Raw genomic sequence first — 16,702 nt, 5'->3', positions numbered from 1 at the left:
AATGTTCTGAGACACATTCGAATCACCTTGGGCAGGCTGCTGCAATCTGTCGGGTGACAGGTGTACAAAGGACGGCGTCGGTGACGTGCGTCACGCAGAGTTTCACGATTCCGGTGCCCGTGGCAGAAGGTCACGGGCGCGATGTTCAACAGCAGATCTGGTGGTGGGAATGAACGACAGGCAGCAGCAGATGATCCAGTTCGAGAGGGATTGGGCCCCGCTGGGCGGGGGCTCGTCGCAGCAGATCATCGAGGAATTCGGCCTGTCGGATCGGGACTTCTTCGCCGAGCTCAACCGGATCGTCGACGCCGATCCGCCGGAGGCGCTCAGCGCATCCGAACTCCGGCGTATGCGTGAGGTCATCCGCCGTCGACTGTGGATGGCTCGCTGACCGACGCCGGACGCGGTTCTGCCGAGTATCCGCGTTGAGGGGATAATCGACCCCGTGCCCTTCTCTGACGACGATCTCGAATCGTTCTACCGCGAGATCGAGGCACGCACGGCTTTCCACGCGCTGATGCATCAACGCCCAACTCCACGACCGGAGCGTCGCATCGAGACGGTGGAGTGTCCGACGCCGGACAAGCTTCCCTTCTCGTCTCCCGCGGACGCGCTCGACGGCATCGACCGCATCAAGCGGCGAGCGGTCGGAGCCCTGTCGCTTCGCTATTACGAGTGCATGTGCGGCGCCTGGCACATCACCAGTTCGGCCCGGCTGACATATCGACCCATCCCGTCGGCACCCCGCAGGCGAAAGGGTAAGAAGAAGCGGTGATCCCGCCGAACCCGCCTCCGACCGCGATCGTGGAACTCAGCTGCACCGACCCGGAGCTCGCCGGGCGGACACACGAAACACTCCTCGGCCTGACCGGTACGTCGGGCGGCGTGGGCCATCCGGAGGCTCTCGCGATCGGCAACACCCGACTCCGGTTGCGCCAGGCGTCCGCCGTCGACGATGGCCCGGACGCCGGCCATCGGGTGTACTTCACCGTCGACGACGTGCCCGCGATGCAGCGTCTGCTGACCCGGCGTGGTTTCCCGGTCGTCGAGTCAGCGGTCGGTGTCATCGGGGAGACGACCCCACTCGGCGTCGCCGCACGTGAGCCCGCGGCGGAGTCCGGTCCGGCCGGTGATGTGACGGGGATGGACCATCTCGTGTTCACCTGCGACAACCGCGATCGCGCGGTGGCGTTGTTCGGCGGGGTCTTCGACCTCGATTTCCGGCTCGACCAGCCGATCGGCGACAACGCCCGGCAGTTGTTCTTCCGCGCCGGCGACCTCATCGTCGAGGTCGTCACGGCAGTCGCGTCGACGGAGCCGCCGACACCCGCGGTGACCTCGCTGTGGGGTGTCGCCTGGCGCTCCATCGATGTCGAGGCCACGCATGCGCGCCTGTCCGCGGCGGGGCTGGATCTCAGCGAGATCCGCACCGGCCGCAAGAGGGGCACCAGCATTTTCACCGTCCGGGAACGCGCCCTCGGCACCCGCACGGTGATCATCGGCCCTGCCTGAAGCGTCCATCTCGCCGGTCGAGCCGGCCTTCCTGCCGGTTGAGTAGGCGAGGAGCGTAGCGACGAGCCGTATCGAAACCCCCGAATGGTGGGTTTTCGACGCTTCCTGCGGTAATCTGACTACGAACGTTGTCGAAATCCATGCTTTGGAGAATCAGGTTGGGGGCACCATGACCGCGGTACACGACGAACCGACGACCGCCGCACTCGAGGACACTGGTCGGCTGATCAACCACCGTGACGACGAGATCGAGCTGATCCCGCCGGACTCACTCACCGCGCAGCTCACCGGTCTGTACACCTTCCTGCCGATCAACGGCGCGGCGTTCGTGATGCAGGTGATGCACCCGGTGATCGGCGACGTCGTCGACAAGTACTCGGTGTTCCGTACCGACCCGCTCGGGCGTGCCATTCGTTCTGCGGACTCGGTTCTGCGCTGGACCTACGGCGGTCAGGAGGCCCTCGAAGAGGGCAAGCGCCTGCGGAAGCTGCACCAGCCCCTGCAGACGCGGAATGCGGAGGGCAAGCACATCAGTGCACTGAACCCGGAGGCCTATGCGTGGGTCATCGCGACCGCGTTCCCGACGATGAACACGGCGGCACCGCTCGTCCTGGGTCGTGAGTTCACGCTCGAGGAGCGCAAGGAACTGCTCCGCGACAACCGCCGCATCGCCAAGATCGTCCAGGTTCCCATGAAGGGCTACCCGGAGACCCTCGAGGAGTTCGAGGAGTACTTCGACGACTTCGTCGAGAACAAGCTGGTCCGCCATCCCGTGGCCGTCGAACTCATCGAGCAGATGCGTGCCGCCCCGCCGGTGCCGAAGACAGTGCCCAAGGCGTTGCGTCCGGTCGTCAAGAAGGTCGCCGCCACCGCGTCGGTGCCGTTCCAGGACTTCAACTACCTGACAACGGTGGGCGTCATGGATCCGCGCGTGCGCGAGATCCTCGGCCTGACGTGGACCAACGAGGAGCAGCGTCACCTCGAGAAGATCCACCGCCGCCTGCGGTTCGCCTACCGCACCCTGCCCGAGCGTGCGATCTACTTCCCCCTCGCCTACCACGCCCGTCGCCACAACGACGCCATCCAGGCCATGAAGAGGCGCGAAAAGCAGAGTGCGGCTTACAAATACGCAGCCAAGTGAGCTGGGCTGGGCCGACGCGCGGTCGGGGCGCGTCGGTTCGGTCTACTCGCTGACTTGCACGCGATCCCGCTCTCGAATTCCGTTGCCGCTCACACGCGGAAAACGTGCGCCGGAACGGAAGCGGTGCGCGGGACACGAGTCAGTTACCCATCAACCCGACGACGTGTTCGGCGATCGCCAGGCATGAGGTGATGCCGGGTGACTCGATGCCGAACAGGTTCACCAACCCGGCGACGCCGTGCATGGCGGGTCCGTGGATGACGAAATCCGCGGCCGCCTCGCCGGGTCCGCTAGTCTTGGGCCTGATGCCGGCATAGGCGGGAGTCAGTGTGCCGGAAGGCAACCCGGGCCAGTAGCGGCGTATCGAATCCTCGAAGCCGGTGAGGCGTGCGTCGTCGACCGAGTAGTCCAGGTCCTTGTCGTGGAGATCGCCGGCAGGCTCGTCCAGCCACTCGACATCCGGGCCGAACCGGGCCGCGCCGGCCAGGTCCATCGTGAAGTGCACCCCCAGGCCGCCGTCGACCGGCACCGGGTACACCAGGTGATCGAATGGTGCTCGTGCACCGGACAATCCGAAGTAGTTGCCCTTCGCGAGATGTCGCGGCGGAATCGGCCCGTCGAAGCCGTCGAGCGAGCTCGCCACCTGCCATGCGCCCAGCCCGGCACAGTTGACGAGCATGTGCGCCGACGCCGATCCGCCCTCGGCGGTGTCGACGGTGACACCGCCCGATTCGATGCGTCCGCCGATCACTCTGCTGCGCAATGCCACCGCGCCACCCAGCGACTCGAGGTCACGGCGCAGGGCACGGACCATCCCGTCGACGTCGACGATCCCGGTCGACGGGGACAACAGCGCCGCCACGCCGCGCACCTCGGGCTCCAGTTCGTGGAGTTCGTCGCCGTCGATTCGTCGTAGGTTGTCGACACCGTTCGCGATGCCGTGCCGGAACAGCACGTCGAGTCGGTCGAGCTGGGTGTCGTCGGTGGCCACGATCAGCTTCCCGGGGCGGCTCCACGAGACGCCCCGCCCGTCGCAGTATCGGGTGAGGAGCTCGCGACCCTGCACGCACAGCCGCGCCTTCAGACTGCCCTCGGGGTAGTAGATGCCGGCATGGATGACCTCCGAACTCCGTGACGTCGTCTGCGCACCCACCGCATCGGCGGCCTCCAGGACGATCACCTCGCGCCCGGTCGTCGCGAGCGCACGGGCCACCGCCAGACCGATGATGCCGCCGCCCACCACCAGGCAGTCCGTCCGTTCCACCGTTCCTCCAACTTTGTTGCGTGCCCAGGACCTCGCCGTGCCGTGAGGAAACCATCCCGGGTCTCGACGCGCCTGTCGGGCACACTGGGCTGATGCGGCACTCTGATGTTCTCGCGATCGTGCAAGCCGGTGGACGTGGTTCCCGAATGGAGGTGCTGACCGATCGGCGGGCCAAGCCGGCGTTGCCGTTCGCCGGAAACTACCAGCTCATCGACTTCCCGCTCTCGAACTTGCACCACAGTCACATCGACGACGTCTGGCTGTGCGTGCAGTACCAGGCCGAGAGTCTCACGCAACTGGTCGCGGGCGGGCGCCCGTGGGACCTCGACCGCACCAGCGGCGGGCTGCGGATCGTGATGCCCGAACAGACCGACGCCCCGGAGACCGAGGACGGCTTCGCCACGGGCAACGCCGATCTGCTGTACCGGATGCGCGACCGGATCGCTCAGCACGGACCGGCCGAGGTGATCGTGATGAGTGCCGACCACGTCTACGACTTCGACTTCCGGGATGCGCTCGACACCCATCGACGGCATGGTGCGGAGTGCACGGTCGTCACCACGACGTGTTCGCTCGAGGAAGCGTCTCAGCACGCCACGGTCAGTTCCCGACGCGACGGCGCGGTGCGTGAGTTCCGCTACAAACCCGACCGTGCGACGACCCGCACGATCGCCACCGAGATCTTCATCTACGACCCCCGCGTGCTCATCGAGGGTCTGGAACTCCTGGCCCGGGAGACCGCCGTCGGTTCGGCCTCCGGCGACACCGGTCTCGGTGACTTCGGCGAACATCTGCTGCCGTGGTTCGTCGGTCGTGGCAAGACGGTCGCGCATGCGATGTCGGGGTACTGGATCGACGCCGGCCGTCCGGAAACGTACCTGCAGGCCCATCGCGACCTGATCGGCGGCAAGCTCGACGTCTTCCGGGCCGACCGTCCGATCCTGACCAATCAGCCGCAGCGAACCGCAGCGCGCATCGAGGCCGGGGCGATCGTCGAGGACAGTCTCGTCAGCAGCGGCGCCCACGTGAGTGGGACCGTGCGCCGCAGCGTGCTCGGACCGGGCGTGGTCGTGGAGAAGGGTGCCACCGTCGTGGACTCGGTCGTGTTCAGCGACTCCGTCATCGGCGCCGGCGCGTCGGTCGCCTGGTCCATCCTCGACGAGCGGGTCCGGGTCGGGCCCAACGCGACCGTCGGTGGCCATCCCCGGACCCGTCCGGTCCCCACCGACAAGATCACCCTCATCGGCATGGACACCCAGATTCTCCGCGGGGCACGGGTCGCCCTCGGTGACCGCATCGAATGCAACCGCCGGATCCGCTGACTGATAGCGTCGCGCGGATGATCGAGACCGCGCGTACCTGGCGAGACCACGACCCGGACCCCGCGACCCGCGCCGAACTGACACGCCTGATCGAGGCGGCCGACACCGGCGATCCCGCGGCGGTCGCCGACCTCGACTCACGCTTCCGCGGCCCGCTCACGTTCGGCACGGCGGGACTTCGCGGCGAGGTGGGAGCGGGGGAGACGCGGATGAATGTCGCGGTGGTCCTCCGCGCGACCCACGGCCTCGCCCGCCACCTGATCGACACGGTCGGATCGGATGCGCGTGTCGTCGTCGGCTGCGACGCCCGGCACGGATCGGATGACTTCCTCGACGCCACCGCCGAAGTCCTTGCCGCGCAGGGTCTTACCGTGATGACCCTCCCGCGCCGGCTGCCCACGCCGGTCACCGCGTACGCCACCCGGGCGCTCGACTGCGATGCCGGGGTGATGATCACCGCGTCGCACAATCCGTCCGCCGACAACGGATACAAGGTGTACCTCGGTGGTCGCGCCACCGACTCCACAGGCCGAGGCGTCCAGATCGTCCCGCCCGCCGACGAGCAGATCGCCACCTTCATCGACGCCGCGCCGCCGGCAGACCAGATCGCCCGCGATCCTGCGGCGGTCATGGCGCTCGACGAGACGATCCTCGACGCCTACATCGCCCGGACCGCATCACTTCGGCCCGGCGGCGAACCGAGTACGGTTCGGGTCGTTTTCACCCCCATGCATGGTGTCGGCGGCACAACTGCCCTCGCCGTGTTGCGCGCCGCGGGTGTCGGCGACGTGCATGTCGTCGACGTGCAATCCGCGCCCGATCCCGATTTCCCGACCGTCGCCTTCCCGAACCCCGAGGAACCCGGGGCCCTCGACCGTGCGCTCGAACTCGCCCGCGATGTCGACGCGCACGTGGTGGTCGCGCTGGATCCGGATGCCGACCGCTGCTCGGTGGCCACCCCGACCGAAGATGGCTGGCGCCAGCTCACCGGCGACGAGATCGGTTGGCTGCTGGGCGAACAGGCCGCCCGCGACCCGGGTCGGGGCGGGGACACGCTGGCCTGCTCGATCGTGTCGAGCCGGCTGCTCGCGAAAATCGCGGCCCAACACGGTCTTCGATCCGCCGTAACGCTCACCGGTTTCAAATGGATCGCCCGGACGCCGGATCTGCGGTTCGGCTACGAGGAGGCCATCGGTTACTGCACCGACCCGGATGCCGTGCGCGACAAGGATGGGATCTCCGCGATGGTCCGCGTGGTCAGCCTCGTCGAGGAGCTCGCCGCCGACGGCCGCACCCTCGTCGACCTCCTCGACGACCTCGCACGTCGCCACGGTCTGCATGCGACCGCGCCGCTGACGATCCGCGTCGACGACCTCGCCGAGCTCGGGCAGATGATGGACCGGCTGCGTTCGACGCCGATCGACGCACTGGCCGGTTCGGCGATCGTCGAGGTCCTCGACCTCGCCGGGGGATCCGGCGACCTGCCCCCGACCGACGCACTCGTGCTGCGCACGGCGGCCGACGATCGGGTCATCGTGCGTCCGTCGGGTACCGAACCGAAGCTGAAGTGCTACCTCGAGGTCGTTCTCGATTGTGCGGGCGGCGAGATCCCGCACGCACGTGCCGCGCAACGGCTTCAGGCGATCAGCGCGGACGTCGCCGCGCTTCTCCGGGGCTGACGCCTCTCGTTGTCTGAGACTCACGCCCGTCGCCTCCCACATCCCGAAACCGAAGCCTACGATCAACTCCGTGGCCCGATCCGATTCCGATCAGCGATTGCGCGACCTGACCCTTCTCCGGCAGGTCCGTGATCGGATCGATCGCGAGTACGCGCAGCCGCTCGACGTCGAGGCGCTGGCCCGGGGCGTGAACATGTCGGCCGGGCATCTGAGCCGAAAGTTCCGCCAGACCTACGGTGAGTCGCCGTACTCGTATCTGATGACACGTCGCATCGAACGGGCGATGACCCTGCTGCGTCGTGGCGATCTCAGCGTCACCGAGGTGTGTTTCGAGGTCGGCTGCTCGTCGCTGGGCACATTCAGCACGCGATTCACCGAACTGGTCGGGGTGCCGCCGACGGTCTATCGCGAGCAGTCCGCCGACGCCACCGACGGGATTCCCGCGTGTCTGGCGAAGAACATCACGAGACCGATCAGGAATCGAGAAGCGCAGCGGGGGTGATGGTGCCTAGCCTGACATCCATGAACATCACCATCCAGTACACCTTCCTCCCGCATACCGATGGCGAAGCCGCCCTCGCCTTCTACCGCGACCTGCTCGGTTTCGAGGTCCGCAAGGACGTCGGCTACGACGGCATGCGCTGGCTCACGGTCGGGCCGCCGAATCAGCCCGGCACCTCGATCGTCCTTCATCCGCCGGCTGCCGATCCGGGCATCACCGATGCCGAACGTCAGACGATCCTCGAGCTGATCGCCAAGGGCAGTTACGGCGCACTCACCCTCGCGACCGAGGACCTCGACGGACTGTTCGAGAAGCTGCAGGCCAATGGGGTGGACATCATCCAGGAGCCGATGGACCAGCCTTACGGCGTCCGCGACGCCGCGGTGCGTGATCCTTCCGGCAACCTGATCCGTATCGACCAGGCGGTGTGAGAGGTGTGCGGACCCGGCCGATTGCCGCCACCCGAGGCGGTGCGCACCGGAGTTGCTGAGTTTCCGATGACTCAGCTGGTTGGATCGGGTCAGACCTGTACGACAACCGAACCGTTTCACGATCCCGAAGACGGCTGCGTCCCACTGGGCGCCGCCCTGATGGAGAGATGATGAGTCCAGCCACGCGCACCAAACAGGCACCCCAGAGCACGACCGACGGCACATCCCCCGAGTACGACACCGTTCATCCCGCCGACACCCATGACCGCATCCGGGTGCTCGGGGCCCGCGAGAACAACCTCAAGAACATCGACGTCGAGCTGCCCAAACGCCGCCTGACGGTGTTCACCGGTGTGTCGGGTTCGGGTAAGAGCTCACTGGTCTTCAGCACGATCGCCGCCGAATCCCAGCGACTCATCAACGAGACCTACAGCTCGTTCGTCCAGGGCTTCATGCCGTCGATGGCACGACCCGACGTCGACGTCCTCGAAGGACTCACGACGGCGATCATCGTCGACCAGGAACGGATGGGTGCCAACGTGCGCTCGACGGTGGGCACCGCCACCGATGCCAACGCCATGCTGCGAATCCTGTTCAGCCGGTTGGGCACACCGCACATCGGGTCACCACAAGCGTTCTCCTTCAACGTGGCCTCGATCAGCGGTGCGGGCGCGGTCACCGTCGAGAAGGGCGGCCGGAAGGTCAAGGAGCGTCGCACTTTCTCGATGATGGGCGGGATGTGTCCGCGATGCGAGGGGCGCGGCGACGTATCCGACTTCGACCTCACCGCGCTCTACGACGCGTCGAAGTCGCTCAACGAGGGCGCGCTGACCGTCCCTGGCTACACGATGGACGGTTGGTACGGGCGGATCTACCGCGGCTGCGGCTTCTTCGACCCCGACAAGCCGATCGCCAAGTACACGAAGAAGCAGCTCGACGACCTGCTCTACAAGGAGCCGACCCGGATCAAGGTCGAGGGCATCAACGTCACCTTCGAGGGTCTGATCCCGAAGATCCAGAAGTCCATGCTGAGCAAGGACCGCGAGGCGATGCAGCCGCACATCCGCGCCTTCGTCGACCGCGCCATCACCTTCCAGACCTGCCCGGACTGCGAGGGCACACGTCTGACCGCCGAGGCCCGGTCGTCGAAGATCAAGGGCATCAGCATCGCCGACGCGTGCGCGATGCAGATCAGCGACCTGGCGCAGTGGATCGCCGACCTCGACGAGCCGTCGGCGGCGCCCCTGATCAAGTCGCTGCGCGAACATCTCGACGCCTTCGTCGACATCGGTCTCGGCTACCTGTCCCTCGACCGTCCGGCCGGCACGTTGTCCGGCGGTGAAGCCCAGCGCACAAAGCTGATCCGACACCTCGGGTCGTCGCTCACCGACGTCACCTACGTCTTCGACGAGCCGTCGATCGGCCTGCACCCCCACGACATCCAGCGCATGAACGACCTGCTCCGCGCCCTGCGGGACAAGGGCAACACGGTGCTGGTCGTCGAACACAAGCCCGAGGTCATCGCCATCGCCGATCGCGTCGTCGACCTCGGTCCGCGGGCCGGCACCGACGGCGGCGAGATCGTGTTCGAGGGCACGGTCGAGGAACTCCGTGCCGCCGACACCCTCACCGGTCGCCATCTCGAGGATCGCGCGGCGGTGAAACCCGAAGTCCGCGCGCCCAGTGGTGCTCTCGAGATCCGCGGCGCGACCATGCACAACCTGCAGAACGTCGACGTCGACATCCCGCTCGGCGTCCTGGTCGTGCTCACCGGTGTCGCCGGGTCGGGCAAGTCGTCCCTGATCAGTTCGTCGGTCGCCGGACTCGACGGTGTGGTCTCGATCGACCAGACGGCGATCAAGGGTTCACGACGCTCCAATCCGGCGACCTACACCGGACTCCTCGAACCGATCCGGAAGGCCTTCGCCAAGGCCAACGGCGTCAAACCTGCGCTGTTCAGTGCCAATTCGGAAGGTGCGTGCCCGAACTGCAACGGTGCGGGCGTCGTGTACTCCGACCTCGCGATGATGGCCGGTGTGGCCGCTCCGTGTGAGGTGTGTGAGGGCAAGCGTTTCCTGGCCGAGGTCCTCGAGTACACCCTGGGCGGCCGCAACATCAGCGAGGTCCTCGAGATGTCGGTGGCGCAGGCCGAGGCGTTCTTCGCCGACGGCGACGCCAAACTTCCTGCAGCACACAAGATCCTCCACCGTATGGCCGACGTCGGCCTGGGCTACATCAAGGTCGGCCAACCGCTGACGACTCTGTCCGGCGGCGAGCGTCAGCGGTTGAAGCTGGCAACACACATGGGGGAGAAGGGCGACGTCTACATCCTCGACGAACCCACGACCGGCCTGCACCTCGCCGACGTTGAACAACTCCTCGGGTTGCTCGACCGACTCGTCGACTCGGGCAAGTCGGTGATCGTCATCGAGCACCACCAGGCCGTGATGGCGCACGCGGACTGGATCATCGACCTCGGCCCGGGTGCCGGACACGACGGCGGTCGGATCGTCTTCGAGGGAACTCCTGCGGAGATCGTCGCCGATCGTTCGACGCTCACCGGACAGCATCTGGCCGAGTACGTCGGCGCCTGATCGTGCCCGGCGTTCCGTCCTGCTCAGCACCTCTGCTGAGCAGGACGGAACCCGTCGGCTCGCGGCGTGTTCACACTGTGGAATTGTCAAAGATCACGTTCGACCCGGGGGTCGTCCAGCTAGCTGTTGAGCAGCGACGCGCCGTGTCGCGCGCTGGTTGAGTAGGTGAGGAGCGTCAGCGACGAACCGTTTCGAAACCTAGGCGGCGTCGTCGAGACGCATGGTGCGGCGGTTGTATGCAGGGCGGGGTCGACGCTGCGGATCGATCTCGATGGGTGGGACCAGCCACGGATGCCGATCGAACCCCATCACGATGTCCCAGCCGTGGTGGTGGACTTGGGTGTGGCAGCGTTGGCAGAGCAGGCAGCCGTTGTCGAGGTCGGTGTTCCCGTCGTCGGACCAGTGCAGGATGTGGTGGACCTGGGTGTGTGAGGGCGGTGCACCGCATTTGATACAGGTCTGGTCGCGGATGATGATCGCTTTGCGCAGATGTGGTGGGAACAGGCGCTTTTCGTGTCCCATTTGAAGGGGCACGGTCTCGCCGTCGATGATGATTTCGGTCAGTGTTCCGTCGCACGACAACCGCCGTGCGGTGGCTTGGGTGACCGGCCCCGTCCACGGCAGGTGGGCGGGGTCGCCGCCGTCGGCGGGAATGGTCAGCAATGTTTGGGTTCGCGGTGTGCCGACGGTGTCCATGGCGGCTCCGACGGCGGCTTGATCCAAGAGTGTTTCGAGGGCGTCGGCGCGTCGTTGATCGGCGGAGCGTCGGTCGGCGGCGCCGTCGGGTTCGGGACGAGGTATGGAGCGCTCGTCGATCATCGCGATGAATTTCTCCCCGACTGCCTGGTTGATGTTCGCGCGAATGTCGACGCGGGAGTCGTCGGTGAGGTGGTGCGACAGGGTGTCGAGGGTGCGGTCGTCGCAGGCAGGGATACAGTCCTGGTCGTCGGCGAGGGTATTGCCGATCGTCTGGGCGTGTCTCTGTATGTCGGTGGGTGTGGCGCCGGACAGGGCCTGGGTGAGCAGTTCGGTTTGATAGATGATGCGGTCGTCGTCGGGTAGTGCTGTGGGGCAGCGTTTCTCGATCACAGCGATACCGCGGACGATGGCGTCGACGATTTCGCCGGAGAGTCGACCGTCAGCGGCGCAGGCCTCGACCTTGCTCAGTGTGCCGAGAGCTTCGGCGATCCGTGTGGTGCGGGTGGCTGCTGCGGGCGGGAACCCCATCTCGACCAGGAGCTTCTTGGTGGTCGAACCCGCCTTCTCCGCGACGCCGAGAGCGTCGAGCTGTGCTGCGTGCGTGGCGATCTGGTGATCGGCCAGGTTGCGGATCAACCGCCAATACTCCAACTGTTCGTACGTCAGACGGCCGGTGGAATCGTCGGCGGGTGGGGTGATCTCGCCGAGTCGGTCGAGGACCGCGTCGAGTGAAGTGGTGTCAGTGTCGATCATGATGGCAGCCATCCCTCTTCTGAGGTATACGTGCGGTGGTGTGAAACCGTCGTTGACTACTGCTCTGTCATGAATTCTCGTGTGTGGTCAGTTCTATATCGGGAGTCTGACAAGAACTGCGTGCCGACAGCCCGGACCCTTCTGGTCGAGGAGTGGGGTGAGCTCTGGCATGAGTCCACAGTACCCGAACATGCGTTCGAGTGCGAGAGTTTTCCACAGTTTGGGATCCGGAGGATTCGCTGAACCAGCGAGATCTTCCGTGCTGGTCGACCACACGCCGGAACTGGTTTACACCAGTCACATTCGTGACGGATCACGGACAGAGGTGGTGGGTTTTCGAGCCCGGATTGATGCCTTCTTCAGTCGGTGGGGTCGACGACAAACACCACGAGGACGTCGCCGGCCACGTCGTCGGTCGGGGTATCGGCTGGAACGGACACCGGTACGACCATCGAGACAGGTCCGGCCGGCTCGAGCCGGCCCAGCTGTCGCACTACTCCGGTGACGGTCCCGGTCGGTGCGGAATCCGACCCCGAGATGGTGAGGCGGTCGTCGTCGAGATCGATCCGGATGCGTTCCCCCTCGTACGGGACGACCGTTCCCAGACATGGTGCGGGACCCACGATCGTGAGCGTCCGACGTCCTTCATCTGCAGCGCCTCGGGCTCGGGCCGCGTCCGCCGCGGTCGGCACGACCAGCACCAACTCGTCGAGAACGACTTCCACTCCGCCGGGAACCAGCACGGTCCCATTGTCCTGGAGCAGGTCGGCGGGAAACTTCTCGACTGCACTCACGGGCTGTCTGAGCACGTCGCGTGGTTGCTCGGAGTCGGGAGCGGGCTCGTAGAAGAGCTGATGAACCGACGAGACAACCCCGGTCGCCTCGACCCCGCCAGGGGTGTCGATGTGCCACGACAGAGCCAGCACGATCGGTTGGCTGAGCGGATCGCCGTACGCCGCGTCCCATCGAGCGGAGATGCCACCCACGACGACGATGTCACGCTCACGATCCCAATCAGTGGCGACGGATTGACCTTCCGATGCGGGGTACGCCGACAATCGCCCGGTCACTGATTCTCCGACGCTGGGAGGTGTTCGGCAACAGCCATACTCAAAGGCATCGATGCGGATGGGGGTGCGCAGTCGGTCTGCGCGGGAAACAGGCTTCAACGTAGTCATCGGAAGATCGACGGTCCGTAGCGCGAAGGCAATGGGTTCCGATGCACCTGATGGCAGAGCTTACTGCCAGTTGCCGGTGACTGTGAACCGTGCACAACATCTCACACACCCGACTGCCCGGTGTGAGATCACCGTTACCCAGCCCTTGCGGCATGACAGTCCGCACGCAACGCAGCGGCGGCAGGGTCTGTGCATGGACAAACAACTGTTGGAAGAAAGCCTGACCCTCGTCGACCTACCCGATTCCGGCCTCACCGTCCGGTTTTACGACATCCTCTTCGAGCGCTATCCCGGTGTGAAGCCGATGTTCCAGCGGGACACCCGCGTTCAGGCCGAAATGCTGCGGACCGCCGTCGTCTCGGTTCTCGACCACCTCGAGGATGCGGAGTGGCTCACCACCAACCTGCACGCTCTCGGCAAGCGTCACGCGAGCCTCGGCGTCACCCGGCCGATGTACACCGCGGTTGCCGAATGCATGATCGCCGCGATGAGCGAGATCGGCGGCGAGGCGTGGACGCCGGCGATGACCACCGCGTGGGAGGAGGCCCTGGGTGCGGTCGCCACGATCATGCTCGACGGCTATCCGGAGGAAGCCGCATCAGAGGCCACCGCCGAAGAGTCCGGCGCAGCCTGAGCCCGAACACACGAGTTCCACAGCGGGGTCACCGCCGCCCCCGCTGACGTTCGCGTCCGCCGCGATACGATCCCGCTCGGAAGAGAGGGCTCGTGACTGTTGTGGACATTCCCCGGTTGGGGATCGATCGTTACCTCCATTCGGCATGGGCGCGCTGGCTGACGCTCCTCGCCTTCATCCTCAGTGCGGCGATCGCGATATTCGTTCTCCCGAACCATCCGCCGGCGCCCTATCGCATCGATTTCGATGTCTACCGCATGGGCGGCCGCGTCTTCCTCGACGGCGGCGACCTCTACGGCACGCTCCCGACACTCGGTGGAGGCTCGTATCTGCCGTTCACCTATCCGCCGTTGGCCGCGGCTCTCTTCTCGGTGTTCACCGTCGTCCCTCTGGGGCTGGGGCAGGGGTTGTTCACCGCCGTGTCCATCGCGTGCCTGCTGGTGGTCTGCCGAATCGTGGTGGCTCACCTGACCGATCGACCGTCGACGGACCTCTGGTGGCTCGCGACGGCCGCGACCACCGTCGGCCTCTGGCTCGAACCGGTCCGCGACACCCTGAACTTCGGGCAGATCAACGTCGTCTTGATGGCGCTCGTCGTCGCCGACGCGCTCCTCGGTCGCGGCCGGTGGTGGCGCGGCCTGCTGGTCGGTCTCGCGATCTCGATCAAACTCACCCCAGCGGTCTTCCTGCTGCTATTCCTTCTCCGACGGGACTGGCGCGCGCTCGTGGTGAGCGCGGTGTCGGCCGTCGCCTACGCCGGCCTCGGATACCTGCTGGCATCCGACGACTCGATCACCTACTGGACGTCGACGCTGTTCGACACCGAGCGGATCGGTAGTCCGCAGTTCGCCAACAACCAATCGGTCAAGGGTGAACTGGCGCGGCTCGGCATCGAGTCGGAGATCGCCTGGCTCGGCGTGGCTCTCGTGATCGGACTGCTCATCGCGTGGTCGGCGTGGCGCCTGCTGTCGGCGTCGGAAGCCGCCGAGAACGGTCGCGACCAGACGATCGAGGTGGCCGCACTGCTGACGGTCGCCTTCGCCTGGCTGTTCTGTTCGCCCGTCGCCTGGGACCACAGCTGGGTGTGGGTCGTGCCGCTTCTCATGGTGCTGGTCGCACTCGCTGCACGACGCGGGGCGTCGCAGATCTGGTGGTGGCTGGCCGGTACGGGGCTGGTCATCTTCGCGTATGCGCCCCACCAGCACGTCCCGCAGCGCTACGACGCCGAGCTGTCGTGGGCCTGGTGGCAGCACGTCGTCGGGTCGTCGTACCTGCTCTGGGGTCTGATCGTGATCATCTCCCTCGGCGTTCTCGCTCCGCGGCTGACCTGCGCGGAGGCCGTCGAATCCGTGCCGAATCAGGCGGGCTGAACGACCTCCCGAAACACGCCTCTTGAAACAACCGCTAGAATCCGTTCCAATGATGCATAGTGATGTAACGCACATCGGATCAACGGGGAGTGGCAAGTACATGTCTAAGCGGAAGAAGCAGATCCAGGGCGCGCTCGGCAAGGTGAGCAGCATGTACCCGAGCAAGGAGCGTCCGCTGGCCGTGCCGCCCGCCGGCTCCGACCTCAAGCCCGTCATGGGGGACCCCGGCATCCCGTACCTGGGCAACACCCTCGAGGCGCTCGCGGACCCGTTGAGGTCGGCGATGAAGCGCTTCGACCGCTACGGCCAGGTGTCCTGGTCGGGTGCGCTCGGCATGAACATGGTGACCCTCATCGGACCCGACGCGATCGAGGCCGTCTGGATGAACCGCAACAAGGCGTTCTCCAGCGAGCTCGGCTGGGAACCGATGATCGGCCCGTTCTTCCGTCGTGGCGTCATGCTCATGGACTTCGACGAGCACATGCAGCATCGCCGCATCATGCAGCAGGCGTTCAGCCGTCCCCGCCTGAATGGCTACCTGGACATCATGACGCCGCACATCGAGAAGACCCTCGCCAACTGGCAGGTGGGCAAGGGCTTCCACATGTACTCCAACACCAAGGACCTGACGCTGTCGCTGGCCACCGAGGTCTTCATGGGTGCGCACGTGAGCGAGGCCGAGGCGCACCGCCTCGAGCGCGCCTTCGAGGCCGCGGTCCGCGGCGGTCAGGCCATCGTCCGCAAGGACGTCGGCAACTGGACCTGGGCGCAGGGACTCCGCGGCCGTGAGGTTCTGCAGGAGTACTTCCGCTCCGAGATCCCGTTGCGTCGCGGCAATGACCGCGACGACCTGTTCAGCGTCCTCTGCAACAGTGAGAGCGACGAGGGTGAGTCCTTCACCGACGAGGACATCGTCAACCACATGATCTTCGTGATGATGGCCGCGCACGACACGTCCACCATCGCGCTGTCGATGATGACCTACTTCCTCGGCCGCCACCCCGAGTGGCAGCAGCGTCTGCGCGAGGAGTCGCTGGCGCTCAACAAGCCGACCATCGACTACGACGACATCGACAAGCTCCCGAGCATGGAACTCGCCTTCAAGGAGACCTTGCGCCTCAACGCCCCTGTCGGCATGCTGTTCCGCATGGCGATCGAGGACACCGAGATCTGCGGGCACTTCATCCCGAAGGGCACCCTGCTGGCGATCCACCCGTGGGCGACCATGCTGCGCAAGGAATGGTGGCCGAACCCGACCCACTTCGACCCCGAGCGCTTCTCCGCGGAGCGTCGCGAGGACAAGGTCCACCGCTTCGCGTGGGCCCCGTTCGGCGGCGGCGCGCACAAGTGCATCGGCCTGTACTTCGGTGGCATGGAAGTGAAGTCGATCCTGCACCAGATGCTGCAGCGCTTCGAGTGGACGGTCCCCGCCGGCTACAAGCCGGTTCTCACCTACGGCACCGGCCCGACCCCGGCCGACGGTCTCCCGATCGACATCCGGCACCGCACGCTGTAACGGGGCATCCGCGCTGTGTGAGGTGCCATCTCCGCTGGTGAGGTGCCGCCTCCGCTCGTGGGGTGCCGCCTCCGCTCGTGGGGTGCCGCCTCCGCTCGTGGGGTGCC

Annotated in this window: 15 protein-coding genes; 12 read left to right on the top strand and 3 right to left on the bottom strand. The window is 66.2% G+C overall.

Annotation, left to right across the window (positions count from 1 at the left end; all coding sequences use genetic code 11):
• The first annotated feature begins 169 nt into the window (after window positions 1–169).
• The 4 genes from BPODLACK_RS07975 (at window position 170) to BPODLACK_RS07960 (ending at window position 2,653) form a co-directional block, all read left to right on the top strand.
• Window positions 170–391: a DUF3263 domain-containing protein gene (locus tag BPODLACK_RS07975; protein WP_006438404.1), complete on the top strand. Its 222-nt coding sequence runs from the start codon at window positions 170–172 to the stop codon at window positions 389–391.
• 54 nt (window positions 392–445) lie between these two features.
• Entirely contained in the window at window positions 446–775 is a 330-nt protein-coding gene (locus BPODLACK_RS07970; protein WP_159405052.1) for a hypothetical protein, read from the top strand.
• Window positions 772–1,512: a VOC family protein gene (locus tag BPODLACK_RS07965; protein WP_159405051.1), complete on the top strand. Its 741-nt coding sequence runs from the start codon at window positions 772–774 to the stop codon at window positions 1,510–1,512. Before BPODLACK_RS07970 ends, BPODLACK_RS07965 begins: the two co-directional genes overlap by 4 nt.
• A 169-nt stretch (window positions 1,513–1,681) precedes the next feature.
• Complete coding sequence (locus tag BPODLACK_RS07960) at window positions 1,682–2,653, top strand: oxygenase MpaB family protein (protein WP_159405050.1); 972 nt, start codon at window positions 1,682–1,684, stop codon at window positions 2,651–2,653.
• A 139-nt stretch (window positions 2,654–2,792) separates the two neighbouring features.
• Here the strand turns inward: BPODLACK_RS07960 and BPODLACK_RS07955 are convergent, their stop codons facing one another.
• Window positions 2,793–3,917: an NAD(P)/FAD-dependent oxidoreductase gene (locus BPODLACK_RS07955; RefSeq protein WP_024498033.1), complete on the bottom strand. Its 1,125-nt coding sequence runs from the start codon at window positions 3,915–3,917 to the stop codon at window positions 2,793–2,795.
• A gap of 92 nt (window positions 3,918–4,009) precedes the next feature.
• On the opposite strand from BPODLACK_RS07955, the gene BPODLACK_RS07950 reads away from it, so the two are divergent.
• The 5 genes from BPODLACK_RS07950 (at window position 4,010) to BPODLACK_RS07930 (ending at window position 10,445) form a co-directional block, all read left to right on the top strand.
• On the top strand, window positions 4,010–5,239 hold the full coding sequence (locus BPODLACK_RS07950; RefSeq protein ID WP_024498032.1) for a glucose-1-phosphate adenylyltransferase family protein: 1,230 nt from the start codon (window positions 4,010–4,012) through the stop codon (window positions 5,237–5,239).
• 17 nt (window positions 5,240–5,256) lie between these two features.
• Entirely contained in the window at window positions 5,257–6,918 is a 1,662-nt protein-coding gene (locus tag BPODLACK_RS07945; protein ID WP_024498031.1) for a phospho-sugar mutase, read from the top strand.
• A 70-nt stretch (window positions 6,919–6,988) separates the two neighbouring features.
• Entirely contained in the window at window positions 6,989–7,420 is a 432-nt protein-coding gene (locus tag BPODLACK_RS07940) for a helix-turn-helix transcriptional regulator (protein ID WP_006438415.1), read from the top strand.
• A gap of 20 nt (window positions 7,421–7,440) precedes the next feature.
• On the top strand, window positions 7,441–7,851 hold the full coding sequence (locus tag BPODLACK_RS07935; protein WP_024498030.1) for a VOC family protein: 411 nt from the start codon (window positions 7,441–7,443) through the stop codon (window positions 7,849–7,851).
• 170 nt (window positions 7,852–8,021) lie between these two features.
• The gene (locus tag BPODLACK_RS07930; protein ID WP_024498029.1) at window positions 8,022–10,445 is read left to right on the top strand and encodes an ATP-binding cassette domain-containing protein; all 2,424 of its coding nucleotides are present in this window, start codon (window positions 8,022–8,024) and stop codon (window positions 10,443–10,445) included.
• A gap of 198 nt (window positions 10,446–10,643) precedes the next feature.
• On the opposite strand, the gene BPODLACK_RS07925 is transcribed toward BPODLACK_RS07930, so the two are convergent.
• Complete coding sequence (locus BPODLACK_RS07925; protein WP_035760316.1) at window positions 10,644–11,897, bottom strand: HNH endonuclease; 1,254 nt, start codon at window positions 11,895–11,897, stop codon at window positions 10,644–10,646.
• 359 nt (window positions 11,898–12,256) lie between these two features.
• Window positions 12,257–12,967, bottom strand: a complete 711-nt coding sequence (locus BPODLACK_RS07920; protein ID WP_024498027.1) for a hypothetical protein — start codon at window positions 12,965–12,967, stop codon at window positions 12,257–12,259.
• Between the two features lie 301 nt (window positions 12,968–13,268).
• On the opposite strand from BPODLACK_RS07920, the gene BPODLACK_RS07915 reads away from it, so the two are divergent.
• The 3 genes from BPODLACK_RS07915 to BPODLACK_RS07905 all read left to right on the top strand — a co-directional run bounded on the left by BPODLACK_RS07915 (window position 13,269) and on the right by BPODLACK_RS07905 (window position 16,595).
• The gene (locus BPODLACK_RS07915) at window positions 13,269–13,709 is read left to right on the top strand and encodes a globin domain-containing protein (protein ID WP_159405049.1); all 441 of its coding nucleotides are present in this window, start codon (window positions 13,269–13,271) and stop codon (window positions 13,707–13,709) included.
• A gap of 92 nt (window positions 13,710–13,801) precedes the next feature.
• Window positions 13,802–15,079, top strand: a complete 1,278-nt coding sequence (locus BPODLACK_RS07910; RefSeq protein WP_024498025.1) for a glycosyltransferase 87 family protein — start codon at window positions 13,802–13,804, stop codon at window positions 15,077–15,079.
• A gap of 100 nt (window positions 15,080–15,179) precedes the next feature.
• Window positions 15,180–16,595, top strand: a complete 1,416-nt coding sequence (locus BPODLACK_RS07905) for a cytochrome P450 (protein WP_024498024.1) — start codon at window positions 15,180–15,182, stop codon at window positions 16,593–16,595.
• Window positions 16,596–16,702 lie beyond the last annotated feature (107 nt).

It is taken from the genome of Gordonia sp. YY1, from assembly GCF_009872315.1.
Lineage (GTDB): Bacteria > Actinomycetota > Actinomycetes > Mycobacteriales > Mycobacteriaceae > Gordonia > Gordonia amicalis.
This window is presented reverse-complemented; position numbering and strand designations above follow the sequence as displayed.

Coding starts and splice junctions, on each gene's coding strand:
- BPODLACK_RS07975 (WP_006438404.1), top strand. CDS start 170: ATGAACGACAGGCAGCAGCAGATGATCCAGTTCGAGAGGGATTGGGCC.
- BPODLACK_RS07960 (WP_159405050.1), top strand. CDS start 1,682: ATGACCGCGGTACACGACGAACCGACGACCGCCGCACTCGAGGACACT.
- BPODLACK_RS07950 (WP_024498032.1), top strand. CDS start 4,010: ATGCGGCACTCTGATGTTCTCGCGATCGTGCAAGCCGGTGGACGTGGT.
- BPODLACK_RS07945 (WP_024498031.1), top strand. CDS start 5,257: ATGATCGAGACCGCGCGTACCTGGCGAGACCACGACCCGGACCCCGCG.
- BPODLACK_RS07935 (WP_024498030.1), top strand. CDS start 7,441: ATGAACATCACCATCCAGTACACCTTCCTCCCGCATACCGATGGCGAA.
- BPODLACK_RS07930 (WP_024498029.1), top strand. CDS start 8,022: ATGAGTCCAGCCACGCGCACCAAACAGGCACCCCAGAGCACGACCGAC.
- BPODLACK_RS07925 (WP_035760316.1), bottom strand. CDS start 11,897: ATGATCGACACTGACACCACTTCACTCGACGCGGTCCTCGACCGACTC.
- BPODLACK_RS07915 (WP_159405049.1), top strand. CDS start 13,269: ATGGACAAACAACTGTTGGAAGAAAGCCTGACCCTCGTCGACCTACCC.
- BPODLACK_RS07905 (WP_024498024.1), top strand. CDS start 15,180: ATGTCTAAGCGGAAGAAGCAGATCCAGGGCGCGCTCGGCAAGGTGAGC.